At 61.8% G+C, this 21,459-nt stretch carries 17 protein-coding genes; 5 read left to right on the top strand and 12 right to left on the bottom strand.

Annotated elements, in window-relative coordinates; all coding sequences use genetic code 11:
- Positions 1-46 precede the first annotated feature (46 nt).
- Together ssb and ACOAP0_RS11470 are read right to left on the bottom strand one after the other, a co-directional pair.
- Positions 47-547, bottom strand: a complete 501-nt coding sequence (gene ssb / locus ACOAP0_RS11475; protein ID WP_087495991.1) for a single-stranded DNA-binding protein — start codon at positions 545-547, stop codon at positions 47-49.
- A 24-nt stretch (positions 548-571) separates the two neighbouring features.
- Positions 572-1,759, bottom strand: a complete 1,188-nt coding sequence (locus tag ACOAP0_RS11470; protein ID WP_498377773.1) for an MFS transporter — start codon at positions 1,757-1,759, stop codon at positions 572-574.
- Between the two features lie 140 nt (positions 1,760-1,899).
- Between ACOAP0_RS11470 and uvrA the strand changes: the two genes are divergently transcribed.
- Entirely contained in the window at positions 1,900-4,929 is a 3,030-nt protein-coding gene (gene uvrA / locus ACOAP0_RS11465; RefSeq protein WP_498376504.1) for an excinuclease ABC subunit UvrA, read from the top strand.
- Between the two features lie 66 nt (positions 4,930-4,995).
- Here uvrA and ACOAP0_RS11460 read toward each other — a convergent pair whose 3' ends face one another.
- Positions 4,996-6,990, bottom strand: coding sequence for a sigma-54-dependent Fis family transcriptional regulator (locus ACOAP0_RS11460; RefSeq protein WP_498376503.1), 1,995 nt, complete (start codon positions 6,988-6,990; stop codon positions 4,996-4,998).
- Between the two features lie 302 nt (positions 6,991-7,292).
- On the opposite strand from ACOAP0_RS11460, the gene exaC reads away from it, so the two are divergent.
- Together exaC and ACOAP0_RS11450 are read left to right on the top strand one after the other, a co-directional pair.
- Positions 7,293-8,816 carry an acetaldehyde dehydrogenase ExaC gene (gene exaC / locus ACOAP0_RS11455; RefSeq protein ID WP_498376502.1) on the top strand — a complete coding sequence of 508 codons (1,524 nt, stop codon included), beginning with the start codon at positions 7,293-7,295 and terminating at the stop codon, positions 8,814-8,816.
- Positions 8,817-9,160: 344 nt separating this feature from the next.
- Positions 9,161-9,535 carry a DUF779 domain-containing protein gene (locus tag ACOAP0_RS11450; RefSeq protein WP_498376501.1) on the top strand — a complete coding sequence of 125 codons (375 nt, stop codon included), beginning with the start codon at positions 9,161-9,163 and terminating at the stop codon, positions 9,533-9,535.
- Positions 9,536-9,600: 65 nt separating this feature from the next.
- Here the strand turns inward: ACOAP0_RS11450 and ACOAP0_RS11445 are convergent, their stop codons facing one another.
- The 6 genes from ACOAP0_RS11445 to tsaB all read right to left on the bottom strand — a co-directional run bounded on the left by ACOAP0_RS11445 (position 9,601) and on the right by tsaB (position 16,034).
- Entirely contained in the window at positions 9,601-11,106 is a 1,506-nt protein-coding gene (locus tag ACOAP0_RS11445) for a DUF1501 domain-containing protein (RefSeq protein WP_498376500.1), read from the bottom strand.
- Between the two features lie 11 nt (positions 11,107-11,117).
- Positions 11,118-12,944 (bottom strand): DUF1800 domain-containing protein, encoded by a 1,827-nt coding sequence (locus ACOAP0_RS11440; protein ID WP_498376499.1) that lies wholly within the window; start codon positions 12,942-12,944, stop codon positions 11,118-11,120.
- 120 nt (positions 12,945-13,064) lie between these two features.
- Positions 13,065-13,907 carry an orotidine-5'-phosphate decarboxylase gene (gene pyrF, locus ACOAP0_RS11435; RefSeq protein WP_498376498.1) on the bottom strand — a complete coding sequence of 281 codons (843 nt, stop codon included), beginning with the start codon at positions 13,905-13,907 and terminating at the stop codon, positions 13,065-13,067.
- A 23-nt stretch (positions 13,908-13,930) separates the two neighbouring features.
- Positions 13,931-14,791: a uracil-DNA glycosylase gene (locus ACOAP0_RS11430; protein WP_498376497.1), complete on the bottom strand. Its 861-nt coding sequence runs from the start codon at positions 14,789-14,791 to the stop codon at positions 13,931-13,933.
- Between the two features lie 5 nt (positions 14,792-14,796).
- Complete coding sequence (gene rimI, locus ACOAP0_RS11425; protein WP_498391409.1) at positions 14,797-15,264, bottom strand: ribosomal protein S18-alanine N-acetyltransferase; 468 nt, start codon at positions 15,262-15,264, stop codon at positions 14,797-14,799.
- Positions 15,265-15,284: 20 nt separating this feature from the next.
- Entirely contained in the window at positions 15,285-16,034 is a 750-nt protein-coding gene (gene tsaB / locus ACOAP0_RS11420) for a tRNA (adenosine(37)-N6)-threonylcarbamoyltransferase complex dimerization subunit type 1 TsaB (protein WP_498376496.1), read from the bottom strand.
- A gap of 41 nt (positions 16,035-16,075) precedes the next feature.
- Between tsaB and dacB the strand changes: the two genes are divergently transcribed.
- Positions 16,076-17,572: a D-alanyl-D-alanine carboxypeptidase/D-alanyl-D-alanine endopeptidase gene (gene dacB, locus ACOAP0_RS11415; protein WP_498376495.1), complete on the top strand. Its 1,497-nt coding sequence runs from the start codon at positions 16,076-16,078 to the stop codon at positions 17,570-17,572.
- Between the two features lie 43 nt (positions 17,573-17,615).
- Here dacB and ACOAP0_RS11410 read toward each other — a convergent pair whose 3' ends face one another.
- From ACOAP0_RS11410 to purE, 3 genes are read right to left on the bottom strand one after another with little or no spacing between them, the layout of a single operon-like run.
- Positions 17,616-18,677, bottom strand: coding sequence for an L-threonylcarbamoyladenylate synthase (locus ACOAP0_RS11410; protein ID WP_498376494.1), 1,062 nt, complete (start codon positions 18,675-18,677; stop codon positions 17,616-17,618).
- A 26-nt stretch (positions 18,678-18,703) separates the two neighbouring features.
- Positions 18,704-19,900, bottom strand: a complete 1,197-nt coding sequence (locus tag ACOAP0_RS11405; RefSeq protein WP_498376493.1) for a 5-(carboxyamino)imidazole ribonucleotide synthase — start codon at positions 19,898-19,900, stop codon at positions 18,704-18,706.
- A complete protein-coding gene (gene purE, locus ACOAP0_RS11400; protein WP_481874801.1) occupies positions 19,900-20,403 on the bottom strand; it encodes a 5-(carboxyamino)imidazole ribonucleotide mutase in 504 nt (167 codons plus the stop codon). The genes ACOAP0_RS11405 and purE overlap by 1 nt, the downstream gene beginning before the upstream one ends.
- A 37-nt stretch (positions 20,404-20,440) precedes the next feature.
- On the opposite strand from purE, the gene trxA reads away from it, so the two are divergent.
- Positions 20,441-21,397: a thioredoxin gene (gene trxA, locus ACOAP0_RS11395; RefSeq protein WP_481874800.1), complete on the top strand. Its 957-nt coding sequence runs from the start codon at positions 20,441-20,443 to the stop codon at positions 21,395-21,397.
- The last annotated feature ends 62 nt before the right edge of the window (positions 21,398-21,459 follow it).

Raw genomic sequence — 21,459 nt, 5'->3', positions numbered from 1 at the left:
CCTGAACCAAACAGGTCTTGAGAGACCGGCAGGTGCAAAAAAACTGTCAGAACGGAATATCGTCGTCCATGTCATCAAAGCCGCTGGCCGGGCGCGGTGCAGGGGCCTGACGGGGCGCAGGTGCCGGTGCGGCAGCACGGGGAGGAGGCGCCATCCGGCGGGGTGGTGGTGCACCGCCTTCATCGCCACCATCAGAGGGGCCGCCCATGCCTTCGCGGCCACCCAACAATTGCAACTCGGTCGCCACAATGTCCACCGTGCTCTTTTCCACACCGGACTGGTCGGTGTACTTGCCGTATTTCAAGCGACCTTCCACGTAAATGGGGCGGCCTTTCTTGACGTACTCGCCGGCAATCTCGGCCAGGCGGTCATAAAAGGTGACGCGGTGCCACTGGGTGTCTTCCACGGTCTCGCCGGTATTGCGATCTTTACGGCGGCTACTGGTAGCTACGCTGACGTTCGCCACCGCCTGACCGGACGGCAGATAGCGGATTTCAGGATCGCGGCCGCAATTACCGACCAGAATGACTTTGTTGACGGATGCCATGGTTTTCTCCAGATTAGTCGCTGATTATCCTGCCTTTAGACCAGTCTTTGGCGCCGGAGCGTCCATCCCCCAAGCAACCCCCAACCAGGCCAACATGGCTAAGGTGCTTACAAGAAACAAGGCTTGCGCACCGATGGACTTGACCAGCCAGCCCCCGAAAGCACCGCCCGCAAAGAAGCCCAAAGACTGCAAGGTGTTGTAAACCCCCAGTGCGGCGCCACGTGAAGCCGCAGGTGCTACGCGGGAAGCCAAGCTGGGCTGACTAGCCTCCAGCACATTGAAACCACAAAAGAACACAAACAACACCAGCGCCATCGGCCAAACACCTGCCACGGTGTGGGCAAGCGCCCAGAGCGCCAGCTGCACCAAGGCAATCAGGGCAATGGCGGACAAAAACACAGCGCGCAGATAGCCTTTTTTCTCCAGCGGGAAGAGTGTGGCACCCATGACGAAAAATGAAGCCAGCACCGCCGGCAAATACACCTGCCAGTGCTGGTCCCGCGCCAACCCGGCTTGCACCAACATGGCAGGCAATGCCACCCACATGGACAGCTGCACCGCATGAAGCACAAACACCCCGAAGTCCAGCCGCAACAGGGCCGGATGTCGCAATACCGATAGCACGCCACCCCGGGCCTGATCCACCTGTTTTTCCGGTTCAGGCGGTACCCACCAGATCACCACCGCGATGCCACCCACAGCCAGTGCAGACGTCATCGCAAACAAGCCATGCAGCCCGATGAAAGATGCCAGCAAAGGCGACAGCACCAGCGACAGGGCAAACATCAGCCCGATGCTCGCCCCCACCAAGGCCATGGCTTTGGTGCGCACGACGTCGCGAGTCTGGTCGGCCAACAAAGCGGTGACTGCGGCGGAAATAGCGCCCGCCCCTTGCAGCGCACGCCCTGCCACCAGCCAATGCAGGCTAGGCGCCCAAGCAGCAATGGCACTGCCGGCCGCAAAAATCAACAGCCCGACCACCATCACCGGTTTACGGCCAAACTTGTCGGATGCCACGCCAAAAGGGATCTGCAAAATGCCTTGCGTCAGGCCGTATATGCCCATGGCCATACCCACCAGTGCTGCATCGTCCCCACCGGGGTATTTGCGGGCTTCGAGTGCAAACACCGGCAACACCAGAAAAAGCCCCAACATGCGCAGTGCAAAAATCAGGGCCAGCGAAGCGCTGGAGCGCCTCTCTTGGGGCGTCATCACGGTATCAGGGGCAAATGGGGCGGAGGGGGCAGACACGGCAGTCACTCTCAGGCATAAAGGACGGTGAAAACCGGGGAGGTGACACCGCAACCCGACATTGTCTATCATGGCGGGTTACTCTTCCGGCGGCCACGAACTTGAACTCTTCCACTCACGACAGCAAGGACCTTGTGCATCACGAGGATGGCAAGTACCTCGCCCGGGCGCTGCAGCAGCAAACCATCAGCGTGCGGGGTGCGCGTACCCACAACCTGAAGAACATCGACCTCGACATCCCGCGCAACCAGTTGGTGGTGATTACCGGCCTGTCGGGTTCTGGCAAATCGAGTCTGGCATTTGACACGCTGTATGCCGAGGGTCAGCGCCGCTACGTAGAAAGCCTGTCCACCTACGCGCGCCAGTTTTTGCAACTGATGGACAAGCCCGATGTGGACATGATTGAGGGCCTGTCACCGGCCATCAGCATCGAGCAAAAAGCCACCAGTCACAACCCCCGCTCCACGGTCGGCACAGTCACCGAAATCCATGACTATCTGCGTCTGCTGTTTGCTCGCGCGGGTACACCGTTCTGCCCGGACCACGACCTGCCACTGCAAAGCCAGACCGTGAGCCAGATGGTGGATGCGGTGTTGGCCTTGCCGGAAGAAACCAAACTCATGATCCTCGCCCCGGTAGCACGCGAGAAGAAAGGCGAGTTTCTGGAGGTGTTTGCTGACATGCAGGCCCAGGGCTACGTGCGCTTTCGCATTAACGGCGAAGCGGTGGAAGCCGAGAACCTGCCCAAACTCAAGAAAACCGAGAAGCACGACATCGATGTGGTGGTCGACCGCATCAAGGTGCGTGCAGACCTGAAACAACGTCTGGCTGAGAGCTTTGAAGCCGCGTTGCGTCTGGCGGGTGGTCGTGCGATTGCGCTGGAGATGGACAGCGGCGCCGAACACCTGTTTAACGCCAAGTTCGCCTGCCCGGTGTGCAATTACTCGATTGCCGAGTTGGAGCCCCGCCTGTTCTCCTTCAACTCTCCAGTGGGCGCTTGCCCTACCTGCGATGGCCTGGGTAACCACGAGTTTTTTGATCCCACACGCGTGGTCGCCTTCCCCACCCTAAGCCTGGCGAGTGGCGCCATCAAGGGCTGGGACCGGCGTAACGGCTACTACTTCAACATGCTGGAGAGCCTGGCCAAACACTACGCGTTTGACATTGAAGCGGCGTTTGAGAGCTTGCCGGAGAACGTGCAGCACGCCATCCTGCACGGCTCAGGCGAAGAAGAGATCAAGTTCAGCTACATCATGGACTCGGGCGCCTCGCAGGGCAAAAAGGTCACCAAGAAGCACCCCTTCGAAGGCATCATCCCCAACATGCAGCGGCGCTACCGCGAGACCGACTCTGCCGTAGTGCGCGAAGACCTAGGCCGCCTGCGCAGCACCCAGCCCTGCCCCGACTGCTTCGGATCGCGCCTGCGCAAGGAAGCGCGTCACGTCAAGATCGGCGAAGGCGACCAAGCCCGCGCCATTTATGAGATCAGCCACGTCACCCTACGCGAAAGCTTTGCCTACTTCAACACATTGCAGATGCCAGGAGCGCGTGGGGAAATTGCCGCCAAGGTCATCCGCGAGATCGGCTTGCGGCTGAAGTTTCTGAACGACGTGGGCCTGAACTACTTGAGCCTCAACCGCAGTGCAGAGACGCTGAGTGGCGGCGAGAGCCAGCGCATCCGCCTGGCCAGCCAGATCGGCTCCGGCCTGACCGGTGTGATGTACGTGCTTGATGAGCCCAGCATCGGCCTGCACCAGCGTGACAACGACCGACTGATCGGCACGCTGCAACACCTGCGCGACATTGGCAACAGCGTGCTGGTGGTGGAGCACGACGAAGACATGATGCGCGCCGCCGACCATGTGATCGACATGGGCCTGGGCGCCGGCGTGCATGGCGGGCGGGTGATTGCCCAGGGCACGTTTGACGAAGTTAAAGCCAACCCTGACTCACTGACCGGTCAATACCTCGCCAAAACACTGCGTATCGAAGTGCCCAAGCGCCGCACGCCTTGGCTGCCGGTGGTGGAAGAAGCCAAGCCGGTCGCCAAAGGTGCCGGCAAAGGCGCACCCAGCAAGGCAGCTTTGGCCTGGGCCGAGCGGCAGGCGCAGCACATCGCCACCCAGGGCACGCTGCAGGCCATCCGCATTACCGGTGCCACGGGGCACAACCTCAAGGGTGTGAATGTGGACTTCCCCGTGGGCCTGCTCACCTGCGTAACCGGCGTGTCCGGCTCAGGTAAATCTACACTGGTGAACGACACGCTCTACGCCGCCGTGGCACGCCAGCTCTACCGCGCACACGACGAGCCCGCAGCCCACGAGAGCATTGAAGGCATCCAGTATTTCGACAAGGTCATCAACGTCGACCAGTCGCCCATTGGCCGCACACCGCGTTCCAACCCGGCCACCTACACCGGCCTGTTCACCCCCATCCGCGAGCTGATGGCCGAGGTGCCCACGGCGCGCGAACGCGGCTACGGCCCGGGGCGCTTCAGCTTCAACGTCGCCGGTGGCCGCTGCGAGGCCTGCCAGGGCGACGGCATGGTGAAGGTGGAGATGCACTTTCTGCCCGATGTGTACGTTCCCTGCGACGTGTGCGCCGGCCAGCGCTACAACCGCGAAACACTGGAAGTGCTCTACAAGGGCAAGAACATCGCGCAGATCCTGGACATGACGGTGGAAGCCGCCTACGAGTTCCTGCAGGCCGTACCCACCATTGCGCGCAAGCTGCAAACCTTGCTGGACGTGGGCCTGTCTTACATCCGCCTTGGGCAAGCCGCAACCACGTTGTCCGGCGGCGAGGCGCAGCGTGTGAAGCTGGCGCTGGAGCTGTCCAAAAAAGACACCGGCCGCACGCTCTACATCCTGGACGAGCCCACCACCGGCCTGCACTTTGCCGACATCGCACTGCTGCTCAAAGTACTGCACCAGCTGCGCGACGCGGGCAACACCATCGTCATCATCGAGCACAACCTGGACGTCATCAAAACCGCCGACTGGCTGATCGACATCGGCCCCGAAGGCGGCGCAGGTGGCGGCACCGTGGTCGGCGTGGGTACGCCTGAGGATATAGCTGCCAACCCGGCCAGCCACACGGGCAAATATTTGAAGCCGCTGCTGGAAGACTGATATTGGGTCAAATCAGGCTCTGGCGCACATGGAATGTGCGCGAGCAGCGACCAATTTAATAGCAGATCAAACGCTGGCGGCACTCAACTTGCGATACAGCGTCTGCCTGCTGATTCCCAGTTGGCGGGCGGCAAGGGACACGTTGCCACGGGTGGCCTCCAAGGCTTGCTGGATAGCGGCTTGGGACAAGGCTTGCAAGCTTTGCGGGGCCTGCACCGCAGCGGGCTGTGCATCCGGAGCGTAGGGTGCTGGTGTCTGCGCTGATTGGGTGTCCACAATCCGCTCCGCCAGCGAAGGCGCCTGCAAGGCATCCAACAAATCGTCCGGCATGTGCGTCCAGTCCAGCGTATCTTCCCCGTCTTGCAACATGGCGCAGGCGGTGCGCAATACGCTGGCGTATTGGCGCAGGTTGCCGGGCCAAGGGTAGCTGGTCAAGCGCTGCATCAAGTCCGGTGCCACCTGCACTGGCACGTCCGGGCTCAGGTCAGCCAGCAAGCGCTCGGTCAAGGCCGCCATGTCGCTGCGTTCGCGCAGGGAAGGCAGGGTAACCGTGAGGCCGTTGATGCGGTAGTACAGGTCCTGGCGGAAGGCGCCTTTCTCAGAGGCTTCCGCCAGCTTGCAGTGGGTGGCGCTGATGAGCGCGAAATCCACTGCCACGGATTTCCCGGCGCCCACAGGTGTCACCGTGCGCTCTTGCAGCACCCGCAGCAAGCGGGTTTGCATGGGCAGTGGCATGTCGCCAATTTCATCCAGGAAAAGCGAGCCGCCATGGGCCTCGCGCAAGCGGCCGGGGCTACCCTCTTTGCGCGCACCCGTGAAGGCGCCGGCCACGTAGCCGAACAGCTCCGACTCAATCAGGCTCTCGGGGATGGCACCGCAGTTGATGGCCACAAAAGGGCCATCACGGCGGGGGCCACTGGCGTGCAAGGCGCGAGCAAACATTTCTTTGCCCACCCCGGATTCGCCCTGAATCAGCAAGGGGATGGGCTTGCCGACGACGCGGCGGGCTTTGTCGGCCGCACTGCGCCAGCGGGCGTCGCCGGTATCCAGTGCGGCCAGCGCATCGGCACCGGCTGCAGGTGAGCCTGCGAAGGCATTGGCGACGCGCACGGCATTGGACTGGCTGATGCCGGGCAGAACGGTTACATCCACCTGTACCTGGGCAAACAGCACGGCGCCGTTGTGCAAACGCAATTGCTGAGGCTGCTGGGGACGGCGCTTGTGGCGCGACAGCAAATCGTCGAGCCGCACATCGAGCACGCGCTCCATGGTGGTCGCGCCAATATCCCCCGCGTTCAAGCGCAGCAGGGCCAGCCCCACGCGGTTGGCACCAACGATCCATCCGTCGTCTGAGAGCGCGATGATGCCCTCAGCCACGCTGCCGATCCCCTCAGGCTGCACATGCAGGTGCAGACGGATGTTGCGTTTGCAGGTGGCCACCATCAGGCGGTTTTCAATCATGCGGGCTGCGGTGCTCACCAGCCCCAAGGTGTGGGCATGGCCGTTGCGGTGGTCGCCGGAGATATCCAGAATGCCGGTCAGCTCGCCAGTGGCCGACAAAATAGGCGAGGCCGCGCAGGTCAAGAAACCATTGCGCTCCAGAAAATGCTCAGAGCCATGGATTTCCACCGCACTGCGTTCTGCCAACGCCGTACCAATCGCGTTGGTGCCCCGGTGGGCCTCGGCCCACGAAGCGCCGCTGGTGAGCGCCACGCGCTCGGCTTTGTCCACAAAGTACGGGTCACCCAAGGTATGCATCAACATGCCGGCGGAGTCGGCGAGCACCACCACGCTCTGGCTTTGGCGGACCTGATCGAACACGTACTCCATGACCGGCCGGGAATGCGCCAACAATGCGTGGTTGCTGGCCAGCACATGACGCAAATGGTGGCTGCTGGCATGTTCAGGGGCCACGCGGGCGGTGGGCGCCAAGCCTGCAGCCACACTGCGGTGCCAGGAACGGGCCAGCCGCGCATCGACAACGCCCTCAGGGCATTGCCCGGTTTCCAATAGTTGCTGCCGGGCCTGTCGCAAGGCCAGCAAGGGGGATGGTGATCGCACGTTGTCTCCTGCGCGGGGTCATATCGCCCCGCTTTGGGCCCAGTATGGGGGTTGGCCGCGCGACGGGCAATGCCGCGCCGCCCCGCACCTGTCCGACTGTTCCATTTTGTGACACCTGTCACTGTGGCAAAGCTTGACAGGCTTGGCTTGCGGACAGCTTGCGGCAGATCAACATTTGCAAAAAGTTCAATGAAATCAATACATTGAACAGACCGAAGCGCATGGCACGCCTCTTGAGAGTACAGGCCACCCGGCGGAGTGACTCTGCGGGAAACCAAACCAATCACAAGAGGACGACAACCATGGCTATTTACGCAGCACCCGGCGCCGCTGGCGCGAAGATCACCTACAAATCCCAGTACAACAACTTCATCGGCGGCAAATGGGTAGCGCCGGTCAAGGGGCAGTACTTCGACGTCATCACGCCGGTGAGCGGCAAGGTCTACACCCAAGCCGCCCGCTCCACCGCTGAAGACATTGAGCTCGCGCTGGACGCCGCGCACGCTGCTTCTGATGCATGGGGCAAAACCGACGCAGCCACCCGCGCCAACATCCTGCTCAAGATTGCCGACCGCATCGAGCAAAACCTGGAACTGCTGGCCTACGCAGAAACCGTGGACAATGGCAAAGCCATCCGCGAGACCCTGAACGCCGACATCCCTCTCACCGTAGACCACTTCCGTTACTTCGCAGGCTGCGTGCGTGCGCAAGAAGGCGCCTTGTCCAACATCGACGAGAACACCGTGGCGTATCACATCCAGGAACCCCTGGGCGTGGTCGGTCAGATCATTCCCTGGAACTTCCCCATCCTGATGGCGGCCTGGAAACTGGCGCCCGCCCTCGGAGCTGGCAACTGCGTGGTGCTTAAGCCCGCCGAATCCACTCCCATCTCCATCTTGATCTTGGCTGAGCTGATTGCCGACCTGCTGCCTGCCGGCGTGCTGAACATCGTCAACGGTTACGGCCGCGAAGCCGGTATGCCTTTGGCCACCAGCAAGCGCATCGCCAAGATCGCCTTCACCGGCTCCACCACCACCGGCCGCGTGATTGCACAAGCCGCTGCCAATAACCTGATTCCCGCTACGCTGGAACTGGGCGGCAAGAGCCCCAACGTGTTCTTTGCGGACGTGATGGACAAGGACGACGCCTTCCTGGACAAAGCCATCGAGGGCTTGGTGCTGTTCGCATTCAACCAAGGTGAAGTCTGCACCTGCCCATCCCGCGCGCTGATTCAGGAATCGATCTACGACAAGTTCATGGAACGCGTGTTGAAGCGCGTGGCCGCCATCAAGCACATGAACCCGCTGGACACCGACAGCATGATGGGCGCGCAGGCCTCCAAAGAGCAGTTGACCAAGATCCTGAGCTACCTGGATCTGGGCAAGCAAGAAGGCGCAGAGCTGCTGGCAGGCGGCGGCCAAGCCCATTTGGGTGGCGACTTGGAAGGCGGCTACTACGTGCAGCCCACCTTGTTCAAGGGCCACAACAAGATGCGCATCTTCCAGGAAGAAATTTTCGGCCCCGTGCTGGCCGTGACCACCTTCAAGGACGAAGCCGAAGCATTGGCCATTGCCAACGACACCCTCTACGGTTTGGGCGCCGGCGTGTGGAGCCGCAATGGCAATGTGGCTTACCGCATGGGCCGTGCCATCAAGGCGGGCCGCGTGTGGACCAACTGCTACCACGCCTACCCTGCCCACGCAGCTTTCGGCGGCTACAAGGAATCCGGCATCGGCCGCGAAACCCACAAGATGATGCTGGACCACTACCAGCAGACCAAGAACTTGTTGGTGTCGTACTCCGAGAACAAGCTGGGCTTCTTTTAAAGCGGTGACGTAAGCCCCTTCTCGCCGGAGGGGTCGCCAAGCGGCTACCCCAAGGGCGCCCACCTGATACTGGAGTACCAGAAAACGAAGTTTCGAGGCACTCAAATCGGTGGTCACCCTTGGGGTAGCTGCTTGGCTTTTGGTACTTGGCACGGCAGTCAGGCCGGGCCGAGGCAAGCGCTAAATGAATTACAAGGGTTGCGCTCCAAAGACCCGGCGTCGTGGACTGTGTGGGCGGACGCCGATTTCTGGTACTCCAGCATGAGGTGGCCGCCCATTCAGTCCACGATGCAGCGAGCGCCAAAACGGCGACGTCAGCATTCGTGCCAACAAGGAGACAAACCATGGTCGACAAAGTAGTAGCCACCCCCGCCGCGCTGGAACTGGTGGCCGTCCTCAAAACCAAACACGGCCCCGATTTGATGTTCCACCAAAGCGGTGGCTGTTGCGACAACAGCGCCGCCAACTGTTACCTACCCGGAGAAATCACCATGGGTGCGGGCGATGTGTACTTGGGCGACGTAGGCGGCAGCCCCTTCTACATAGGCCGGGCACAGTACGAATACTGGAAACACACTCAGCTCATCATCGACGTGATCGAGGGCCATGGCGGCACGTTCTCACTGGAAGGACCGGAAGGAAAAGCATTTCACACCCGCTCACGGGTGTTCACGGATGCGGAGTTGGCAGAGTTGGGCATCGAGAAGCCCACCGCCTGAAATCAGCAACAAATTGGCCTGTAGCGCACATCAAATATGCGCGAGCAGCTCCTGATTTCATAGCATCAGGCCATGAAACCCATATCCCATGGGTAGTCTGCACGGCCGGCCGGTGTGCCGAAGTTATTGATGTTGGCCAGCACCTGTGGCATCTCCGTGTCAGTCACCCCGAACCATTTGGCCATCGTGGCTGCGTACTGGTCGACCGAAGTGCGAGGCAACAAGCGCCCTTGACCTACATGCCACTGCTCCGCTGCCGAATACACCCTAGGTGAGCCGCTGCCATCCGTTACGTTGATGGGAGGCGCCTCGCCATAGAAACGTTTTCCATTCACCGCACCACCCACCACGAAGTGGTGGCTACCCCACCCATGGTCGGATCCATCGCCATTGGATGCCAGGGTACGCCCGAAGTCGGACGCGGTGAATGTGGTCACCTTGCTATCCACACCCATCTCGACAGTAGCGTTGTAGAACGCCGTCATCGCCTCACTGACCTTGCCGAGGAGTCCCCCGTGGTCCCGGATCAGGTTGTCATGCAAATCGAAACCACCCATGGACACGAAGAAGACCTGGCGGCGCACCCCAAGCGTGCTGCGGCCGTTGATGAGGCGCGCCACCATCTTGAGTTGCTGTCCCAAAGAATCCGTGGGAAACGTCGTAGTAGGCGGAGTCAAAGCCAATGCAGTACTCACAGAAGACTCTGCATCGAGAGCACGCTTGGTGACGGCCAGATACTCATTCTCCATCTTGTGTGCGCTGGTCTGGTTGTGCAGCAGGTTGTAGATGGCACCGGGCACCGCCGAATTTCCGTACAACGACGAGTTGGTGGCCGGCTGAATTTTGATGGCACCGCTGGTGCTCACCTGGTATTGCAACGCCGTGTCACCCGACAAGAACACCGCATTCCCCGACACTGACATGCAGGTGAATACCGACGAGGTATTAAGACTATTGCTCAACACCAGATCGCCCATATTCCCACCCCAACCCACTGTGGAGCCCTCGGGTGATGACGATTGCCAGATACTTTGCTGGTCGTTGTGCGAAAACAGCTGCGGTGGACGCGGATAGGTTGTGCGGTCGCTGCTGTTGTACTGGGTACGAGTCAGCGGTTTGACCAAAGGCCCTACGTTGAGCTGTACGGCCATCTTGCCGCTGTTGAACAGGCCGGCCAAGCCGGTCATTGCAGGGTTGAGTGCAAACTGGCGATTGAGCTGGCCTTGACTATCCGTAGGCCCCACCGAGGGACTCAACAAGGTCGCAGTCAAGGCTGATTTCGCCAAGGCGATGCCACCCGCCGTTTGCCCGGCACCGCCACCACGAATGGTGCTGTACAAGTTGTAGTTTGTGTCGTCGTAAGGAATCAGGGTGTTGGCATAGTCGTTACCACCAAATAGAAACACGCATACCAAGGCCTTGTAGTCACCCGCCGGGGCATTGAAAGCTGCTGCTTCGCCCATGGCCGCCAGGTTGAGTGCGAAAGGCAATGCGGTGCCCGTCAAAGCCAATTGACCTGAGCGGCGCAAAAAGGCGCGACGCTGGGGACTTTGCAAATCGTGATTCGTCATCGCCATTCGCCTTACTTTTGCACCAGATATTCAGCGCACGCCATCACCATCAGCACAGCAGCGCAAACCCGGTTGCGCTTGACTGAATCACTGCTGCTGGCTGTCACATTGACGGCCAGCAGCGCGTTAACAATGATGGTTTTGGTGCTACCCGACAATTGCCCGCCGGCCAGCAACAAGCTCAAACGGTCGACCAATGATGCGGGGTTCAACACCAGGGCCAATTCACTTGTATAAGCTGCCTTGATATCGCCCGAATTGATGCCGGAGTCGATCACCTGCATCATGTAATTGAGGTAACCGCCAACGCTGGTTTCATTGACGATCTGGAATTCGGGTGCCACCTTGCCGCTGCTTAATCCTGTTGCGGGAGGTGCGACGGTGGACGGAGGAACATAACCCGGCCGGAAGAAGTTAAAGACAGAGGGTGAACGCAAGGGACTTTGGGCCAAGGCACCACCCGGAGAACTGCGATCATCAATCTTCCAGGCACCGCTCTTTGAGCCAGCACCAAAGGTCCGTACCCACTGCACCAGACGGAGCATGGGTTCGCGCAGCTTGCCGTACTCGTTACCCGTCAAGCCGCTGGCATCCCGCGCTTCGTTATCCAACAGGATGGCCGCAAACACGTAGGCCAAGTCACCCCTTACTCCTTGGCCGTTGTTGGCAAAAACAGCAGCTACACGCCCCACATAGGCAGGGCTGGGGTTGCTGGTCACGAGTCGCTGAATCAGTTGCTTGCAGACAAAGGGCGCAGTGTTGGCATGATTGAATAACGTGTCCAGTGCCGTTTTCAAGGCTGCCGCACCGGAGGTATTGGCCGGAATCGTTACCCCCAAGAAGTTCACTTCCAAGTTCGAATGGTTGTTCGCATTGAACTTCATCGGCAAACGCACATAGGTCGTACTTGGAATCGTCCGCGTGCCTCCGCCGGTTTGCGCAATCACGGTGTTGACGTTCTGGCTCATGTCCACGTCATAACCGGTGAACACCCGCGCCAGATTGCTGACGTCGCTGGCCCCATAGGTTTCCTGTGCTTTCCCGTTGGCATCCAGCTTCAAAGTTCCATCCGGGTTCAAGAGATTGAGACCGATGGTGAACAGCTGCATCACCTCCCGGGCATAGTTCTCATCGGGCTGGCGACCGGTAGTGGTGTTCTCTTTGAGGTTGCCCTTGGTGTTCAGGTAGTAGCCCATCGCCACGTTGAGCGTGATCGCCTCCAACAAATCCCGGAAATTGCCGAACGCGTGAGTGACCAGGGTGTCCCAGTAGTGCGCAATGCCGTGGCTGCGCCAACTGAAATCCAAGCTGGATAGCGACACTACAAACAATTCGGACAAAGCCAAAGCAGCGCGTTTGCGCATAGGGTCCGGGGCCGCCATCAGCTGGCTCCAGATCATGTAGTCGCCGGGTCTGGTGTCGTCATAGTAATTGGCCGTGCTGTACACGTTGCCGTAGCCCTGGCTATTGAGCCAATCCCAGCCACTGATGCCGGACGACTTGGCAATCTCAGCCCGAATCCAACCGGCATACCCGAGATTGCGCACAGAGGCCATGTCGGAGTCTGTGGCAGAAAAACCGGCCTGCAGCAAAAACCGCGCAGCTTGTGCATCAGTCACGCTAGACAGTGCTGTGTACGATGAAGTCTGCAGACTGACGGTCCGTCCAGCCGCCACGGGGACGTAATTGGTTTGCGACGCGCTGCTATCCCCTCCGCCACCACCGCATGCGCTGAGTGCAGCACTGGCCGCCAATGCACCTACCAGCGCACCAGTTCCGGATGACGAAAATTCGCTCGCCTTTTCCTGGGGCAAGCTCGGCAAAACGTGGGTTTCCATACAGACCTCTTTGGCACGATCGTGCTCAACGACAAGCGAACGACTACCAAGGACCGAAGGTTACGGACGAAATCCGCCAACGCCTAAGGGTCTTACAAACGCTTACCGAACAGACAGGATTCAGGCAGCAGCTGCGTTTTGTAACAATTCGCGGGTCCGCGAGGCCTCTTGGCGGGCAGCAGAGGCAAAATCCGGGCCTGCAGAGGCGTAAAGAATGGCGCGGGATGAATTCACCGCAATGGGCGCAGTAGTTGCGCCATTTACGGACTTCCAGCCTGCTTTAACGGTTGCTACCGCGTCGCCGCCCTGAGCACCCACGCCGGGGATCAGCAAAGGCACGGTAGGCGCCAAGGCACGGACTCGCTCGATTTCTGCTGGGTAGGTCGCCCCCACCACCAGACCCAGCTGGCCATTGAGGTTCCAGGGCCCTTGGGCCAGGGCGGCAATGTGCTCATACAAGCGCGGCTGGCCGGGTACATCACGCAGATGCTGCGGCTGGAAGTCGTCCCCACCGGGATTGGACGTGCGGCACAGCAGGAAGGCACCCTTGCCGTGGTACTTGAGGTAGGGCGCCACCGAGTCAAAGCCCATGAAAGGCGAGAGCGTGACGGCATCCGCACCATAGCGCTCGAAGGCCTCTTTGGCGTATTGCTCGGCGGTACTGCCGATGTCGCCGCGCTTGGCGTCCAGAATGATGGGCACCTGGGGCGCGGTGCGGCGCATGTGCTCCATCAGCTTTTCCAGCTGCGCCTCGGCACCATGGGCGGCGAAGTAGGCAATCTGGGGTTTGAAGGAATTCACCAGGTCGGCGGTAGCGTCCACGATGGCAGCGCAAAAATCGAAAATCTTGCTGGCGTCGCCGCGCAAATGCTCAGGGAACTTCGCAGGTTCCGGGTCCAGGCCCACGCACAACAGGGAGCCGTTTTGGCGCTCGGCGGTGCGCAACTGGTCAAGAAAGGTCATGGGACTATTTTAAGAAGGGGGAGTTAGGGAGCGGACAAGGCGTCCATGGCCAAGCACAAGTCAGCCCAGGCCTTGGCCTTGTCGGCGCTGTTGCGCAGCAGCAGCTTGGGGGGGTAACTCACTACCACCGGGATGCCCCGGTACCGGTAGACAGAACCGCGCAGCTTGCCCAGCGGCTGGGTTGCTAGTGCGCCATGTTCCGACAGCAGCGTCTGAATGGCGAAGCGCCCCACGGCAAAAATCACCTTGGGCTGCACCAGCTCAATCTCCCGCTGCAGGTAGGCCGCACATTGGGCCAGATCAGCAGGCTGAGGGTTGCGCCCGTGGGGCGGGCGGCACTTCACGACATTGGTGGCATAGGCACCTTGCGGACCACTGCCGGAGCGGCCGGCGCCTACGGCTTTGAGCATGTTGTCCAGCAACAGGCCCGGCGCTTCCACAAAGGCTTGGGCGGCACTGTCTTCGTCTTCTTCGGGCGGGTCGCCCACCACCATCCAGTCGGCCTGCGCTTGCTGTGCGGGTTGCAAGGTCGCGTGCTTGCGGCCGGCACACAGGCCACAGGACTCGCAGGCTGCGGCAGTGTCGGCCAGGCCATTCCAGTCTAGGGCGGCCAAGGCGGAAGGTTGGGCGGGTGCCGCTGACTCTACCGCAGCAACCTGAACGGGGACTGGGCGGCTCGCCATGGGCACCGGGGCTGAGGGGCGCTGCTCCGTGAGCGGCGCGGGACGCACTACTGCAGGAGCCATGGTGCGCGAAGGCTGCGCAGGAGCATGCTCAGTCGGCTCGTTGTCTGCCACCGTAGCGAAATCAGTGCCCGGCAGCCACACACGCACGCCCATTTCCAGCAGCATGGCGCGTTGGCGCTCGTCGAGTTGCAGTGCCATGGTGTTCAGTGCTCCAGTGCCAGGCTCATGACCACCGCATCTTCGCGCTGGCCGTTGTGGGCGGGGTAATAGCCCTTGCGCTGACCGACGCGGCGGTAGCCATGGGTTTCATAAATCTGCAGCGCCCGCTGATTACTCACCCGCACTTCCAGCCACAGCCATTGCGCACCCTGGCCCCGCGACCAGATGGCCAGTGCGTCCAATAACACGCGGGCCCAACCCTGGCGCTGAAATTCGGGCGCCACGGTGATGTTGAGCAAATGCACCTCATCCACGCCCTTCATCGCCACAAAATAACCCAATAGCTGGCCATTGGCGGTCAGCATCTGGGCTTGGTAGCCGCTGTGCAGTGCGTCGATGAAGTTGGCTCGGCTCCAAGGGTGCGAGTAGGCCCGCTGCTCCACATGGAGCACCCGATCCAGACTGTCCGCCAGCAAAGGCTCGAACGCGGCTTCGTGGGTCACATCAGCCATCGGAAGACTGGCATAAGAACTCATCTTGCAACCACCGCCTGGGCGGCCACCTTCTCGGCTTCGCGCTCCGCGGTGGTTTTGGCCACCTTGTCACGGATGTAGCTGGGCATGGCCAGCGCCGCATCCACCGCCAGCCCTGCTGACAACATCGCAGGGGCCAGCCGCAACATGGCAGCGGCCATGGGTAAAGCCTGCACCACCTGCGCCGATTGCAGGGCTTGCGCCGGCAACCGGTCCGCGTAGACGGTGAACACATTGCCGACCAGCAGGTGAGGCACACCGGCCTCAACGCCCGGGACGGCCAAATCCTGCGGCCGAAGCAAGGTGCTGGCCTGCAGGGTCTGCCATTGCCCCAGTGTGTAGCTGTAATGCGCCGTGTACATCTCATCCATACGCGCATCCAGCAAAGCTGTGACCTGCAGAGCGGACGCATCCAGCGCTGCCCGGAAACGGGCGTCTTCCGCCACGGCCAGGAGGGAGTCCACCGCCAGCACGGGCACACCGGCGCCAAAGGCCAGGCCCTGCACCACGGAGCAGGCGGTGCGCAAACCGGTGAACGACCCGGGCCCGCTGCCGAAGCAAATGGCATCCAGTTGGCCCAAGCCCACACCCGCGTCGGCCAGCATCTGGAGGATCGCCGCAATCAAATCCGTAGAGGCCTTGGCGCCACCGGCGCTGTGGTGCTCCACCACACGCGTGCCTTCCGCTCCATCGGTACGCAGCGCGATCGAGAGAAATTCGGTTCCGGTATCCAGGGCCAACAGGTTCATGCCCGAATTATCCCTGCTGGGGCCGGCCGGATAATGCCCGCATGCATCTTCGCCGCTTCCTTTCCCCTGATTCCCGTCGCGCAGCCTGGGCTGCTCTCAGCCTGTGGGCCGTGCTTTTGAGTACCTCCGCCAGCGCCCAAACCCTGCCCCCCGAAGTCGACGCCGCGCTGACACGCGCCAAGGTGCCGCGCGACGCCGTGTCGTTTCTGGTGGTGGATGCCCAAGGCGGCGTGGCCCCTCGTCTGGCCCACCGCAGCACCAGCCCCATGAACCCGGCGTCCACCATGAAACTGGTGACCACCATTGCCGCCCTCGACCTGCTGGGCCCGGCCTACACTTGGACCACCCCGGTATATATAGACGGCAATGTGCAAAACGGCGTGCTCAACGGCAACCTCTACGTCAAAGGCTTGGGCGACCCTAGGCTGGTGATGGAGCGCCTGTGGCTGCTGCTGCGCAGGGTACAGGGCATGGGCATCAAAACCATTGCGGGCGACATCGTGTTGGACCGCAGCGCCTTCGACCCGCCGGAGCCCGACCCCGCCAAATTCGACGGCGAACCCCTGCGCCCCTACAACGTGGCACCGGACGCCCTGCTGATCAACTTCAAATCGGTGGTGATGACATTCACCCCGGACCTCAGCGCCAAAGTGGCCCAAGTGCAATACGACCCGCCCCTGGCCGGCGTGAGCCTGCCGCCCACTGTGCCACTCAACAGCACAGCGACCGACTGCGGCGACTACCGTGGAGCGCTGAAGGGCGACTTTGCCGACCCGCTGCGCTTCCGCTTCGGCGGCAGCTACCCCGCAAGCTGTGGCGAGAAGGTATGGCCCATCGCCTACGCAGACCCCAAGTCCTATCCCGGACGTGCCGCACAAGGCCTGTGGGAGAGCATGGGTGGCAAGGTGCTCGGTACCGTGCGCAACGGCGTTGTACCCGCACCGTTATTGGCCGGCAAACCCGCATTGCTGGCGAACTCGGCCACGCTGGCAGAGGTGATCCGCGACATCAACAAGTTCAGCAACAACGTCATGGCGCAGCAGGTGTTTCTGACCCTGGGCCGGGTGGCAGGCACCGCCCAAGGCCTGCCTGCCGATGTGCTGGCTGACGCCAACCTGCCCCCGGGCACCTTTGCCGCCAGCCGCGCACTGGTGCAACGTTGGTGGAAGGACCGTATCGGCACGGACGACGCACCGGTCATGGACAACGGTTCCGGCCTTTCGCGCCAGGAGCGCATCACCGCGCAGGCCATGGGCCGCCTGCTGCTGGCCACCTATGCAGCGCCCTTCATGCCGGAGCTGATGTCGTCCCTGCCGATTACCGGGGTGGATGGCACCCTCAAGCGCATCAAAACCCGCACCAGCGGCACCGCCCACCTCAAAACCGGAACCCTGACCGGTGTGGTGACGCTGGCCGGCTATGTGCACGCCGTCAGTGGCAAACGCTATGTGCTGGTCGCCTTCATCAACCACGCCAATGCCAACGAAGCCCGGCCAGCGCTGGATGCACTGGTGGACTGGACAGGGCGGGATCAGTAAACCCACCGGCGGGCAACCGGCAAATGGCCGGGAGCTGCGCGGGTCAGGCAGCTGCGCGGGTCAGGCGGTCGCGCACGCCGTCCCACTCGGGGCTATCGGGTGGGGCTTCGACCCAAATGAGCTTGACGCCCTGCGCGTCCATCTCCCGCAGCTTGGAAAACAGCTCATGCGCTGCCGGCTGGGCATGCGACGGCATGCGGTGGGCGGTCACCAAGGGCGATCGCACATGCAGCGGGCTGCGGTGGTAGAGCGCAATGGTGGGCCGCTTGTCCGGCGGAGTGGTGCCGCTCAGCAAGTCCAGGGCTGACTGCAAGGCTTTGGCGTCCATCAGGCGCACAGTCGCGCTAGGCGCGTAGTGCGAGTCCAGGGTCCCGGAGGCCCTTGGCGCCTGTTGACTCTGCGCGAGCAGCTCTTCTTTTGATAGCAGCTTGCGTCCGCAGGCATCTTCCACCTGCTGGGCGGTGATGGAGCCCGGGCGCAAGAGCACCGGCGCCCCCCGGGTGCAGTCGATGATGGTGGACTCAATGCCCACCTCACACGGCCCGCCGTCCAGGATCAGCAAGTCGTCCCCGAATTCACTGTGCACATGGGCCGCCGTCGTGGGGCTCACCCGGCCGAACTTGTTGGCGCTGGGCGCGGCAATGCCCCAGACCTCGCGCCCGCCGTCCGAGGGCTTGCGCAAAGTGGCCAGCACGGCTTGCGCCACCGGGTGTGCCGGGCAGCGCAGGCCTATGCTGTTCTGACCACCGGCTGCGGCCTCGCCCACGCCCTCTTTGCGCGGCAGGATGAGGGTGAGCGGGCCGGGCCAGAAGGCCGACATGAGCTGCTGCGCAAACGCCGGCACGCGGGCGCAGTAGTGCGCCACGCCGCCCATGCCGCCGTCAAACGCAGCGACGTGAACGATCAAGGGGTGGTCTGACGGCCGGCCTTTGGCATTGAATATCTTGCCCACGGCCACCGGGTCAGACGCATCCGCCCCCAGGCCATACACCGTCTCGGTTGGCAAGCCCAACAGACCTCCAGCGCGCACCGCGTCTGCGGCAGCAGCTATGGAATCAGGAGCAAGCTCCACCCCGTCAGCGAATCGGTAGGCAGAAACAATCATGCGCAGGGGGACAGAGGTGCGGGCATTCAGAACGCGGCAATGCCTAGGATGCGCGCCGCTTCCAGAGCGGTAGCTCGCACCTGCTCCATGGTGGCGCCGGTGACGTTGAGGTGGCCCATCTTGCGACCCTTCTTTGCGTCCAGCTTGCCGTACAGATGCAAATGGGTGCCGGGCAAAGCCAGCACGGACGCCCAATCGGGCACACCGCCCTCCGGCCACACATCGCCCAAAAGGTTCAACATGATGGACGGGCTGTGCTGACGCGGTTGCACCAAGGGCAAGCCCGCCAGCGTGCGCACCTGCAGATGGAACTGCGACACATCACAGGCGTCCATGCTGTAGTGGCCGCTGTTGTGGGGGCGCGGCGCCATCTCGTTGACCACCAAGCCACCCAAGCCTGCGGCGGCGGGGTGGGATTCGTCCAGCACGAAGAATTCCACGCACAGCACACCAACGTAGTTCACGCCGCTTGCTATCGATTTCGCAGCAGCCACCGCACGTTCGGCGAGCGCTGGAGGCATATTTCCTTCATAAACCTCGGTGACTGCCAGAATGCCGTCGCGATGCAGATTGCGCTGCACCGGCAGGTTCACGCAGGCGCCATCGGCACCGCGCGCCACGATGACGCTGCACTCCCAATGCAGGGGCAGCATCTTTTCCAGCACGCAGGGCACCTGTTTCAGGTCGGCCCACGCGGCGGCCAGCTCGGCAGGCGTCTTCACACGGACCTGGCCTTTGCCGTCGTAGCCCATGCGGGCGGTTTTCAGAATCCCAGGGAGCAAGTTGGCGTCAATGGCGGCCAATTGCTCCGCTGTTTCAATCACCGCGTAGGGCGCACAAGGCACGCCACATTCCACAAAGTGCGCTTTTTCCGCCGCACGGTCCTGGGCAATCGCCACGGCGGCCCCGCTGGGCGCCACGGGCCGGCTTTGTGCCAGCTGGTTCAGGGCCTCGGCCGGAACATTTTCAAACTCAGTGGTGATGGCGGCAGACACGGCGGCCAATCGGGCCAGCCCCTCTGCATCGCTGTAGGCCGTCTGCACATGGTGATGGCTGATACGGCCTGCCGGGCTGGTGGCATCCGGGTCCAGCACTGCAGTGAAAAACCCCATTTGTTGCGCAGCATGGGCAAACATGCGGCCGAGTTGGCCGCCGCCCATGACGCCCAGCGTCATTTCCTGTGAACCGCCCAGCCCTTGTGCAGGCGTTGACTGTGCGGCCATTACGCGTCGCTGCCGGTCACCGGCAGGGTCATGTTGCGGGCGGTCTGGGTCTGGTCGACGCGGAATGCGTCCAGCTCCATGCGCAGGTCGGGGTTTTCGTTGGCCAGGAGCGCCACCGCAAACAAGGCCGCGTTCGCCGCACCGGCGTTGCCGATGGCAAACGTGGCGACCGGAATGCCCTTGGGCATTTGCACGATGCTGTGCAAGGAGTCGACCCCCGAGAGCGCCTTGCTCTGCACCGGCACACCCAGTACGGGCACCGTGGTTTTGGCTGCCAGCATGCCAGGTAGGTGGGCCGCGCCGCCAGCACCGGCGATGATGGCTTTGAGGCCCCGGCCTGCGGCGGCCTCAGCGTAGCGGAACATGTCGTCGGGCATGCGGTGGGCGGAAATGACGCGCGCCTCAAAGCCGATACCAAACTGTTGGAGAATCTGGACTGCGTGTTGCATGGTGTCCCAATCCGAGTTGGAACCCATGACGACGCCGATTTGAATTGATTTCATTGTTGAATTTTACTTTTTCACCCCGAGCTACCTTCCCATGATCGACGTCACCCTAGAAAACTTCGAAACCGAAGTCATCGCCGCCTCCCACCAGGTGCCCGTTCTGGTCGATTTCTGGGCGCCTTGGTGTGGGCCTTGCAAAACACTCGGACCGCTGCTGGAAAAGGTGGAAGCCGACTACGGCGGCCGCTTCAAGCTGGTGAAAATCGACTCTGACCAGGAGCAACAGCTCGCCCAGGCTTTCGGCATCCGGAGCATTCCTACTTGCGTGTTGATGATCAACGGCAAGCCCGCCGATGGTTTCATGGGCGCAGTGCCCGAGAGCAAACTCAAGGAGTTTCTGGACAAGCACGTGCCGACAGAAGAAGTGCTGGAAGCAGAAGCCGATGTGGAAGATGCCCAATCTTTGGCCCAAGCAGGTGACCCACGCGCGGCCCTGCAAAAGCTGCATGAAGCGCTGACCCTGAACCCCGGCAACGATGACGCCCGCTATGACTACGTCAAGCTGCTGATCGAGAACGACATGATCGAAGACGCCGAGGCCGCTTTGGCCCCGACGCTGGCCTACATCCCCAAACAGCAGCGCTTTGAAGCCTTGGCGCAGTTTCTGGATGCCATCAAGTTCGTACTGACCGACGACAAAGGCCTGTGGACCCCTGCCCAGTTTGACGAAGTGATTGCATCCAACAAGCGGGACTTCGACACCCGCCTGGCCAAGGCCCGCGTGCTCATGGTGGGCGGCGACTGGACCGGCTCCATGGATGAGCTGCTGGAAATCATCATGCGTGACAAGGCATGGAACAACGAAGTGCCCCGCAAAACCTTTGTGGCGATTCTCGAGTTGCTTACCCCGCCCAAGCCCAAAGCGGACCCGGCTGCTGCCGGTAAAACAGCAGGGGGCATCGAGGTGCTAGGCAAAGTGGTGGCCGAGCAAGACCCGCAGGCGCAGCTGGTGGCCAGTTACCGCCGCAAGCTGAGCATGGCACTGAACTGACACCGCGCTTGCCCCACACAAACCGCCAGATGGCGGTTTTTTTGTTTCAGGGCCGATGGCCG

The organism is Curvibacter sp. Hmag1.1 (assembly GCF_059769165.1).
The sequence above is the reverse complement of the archived record's forward strand: the minus strand, read 5'-3'. Positions and strand labels throughout refer to the sequence as shown.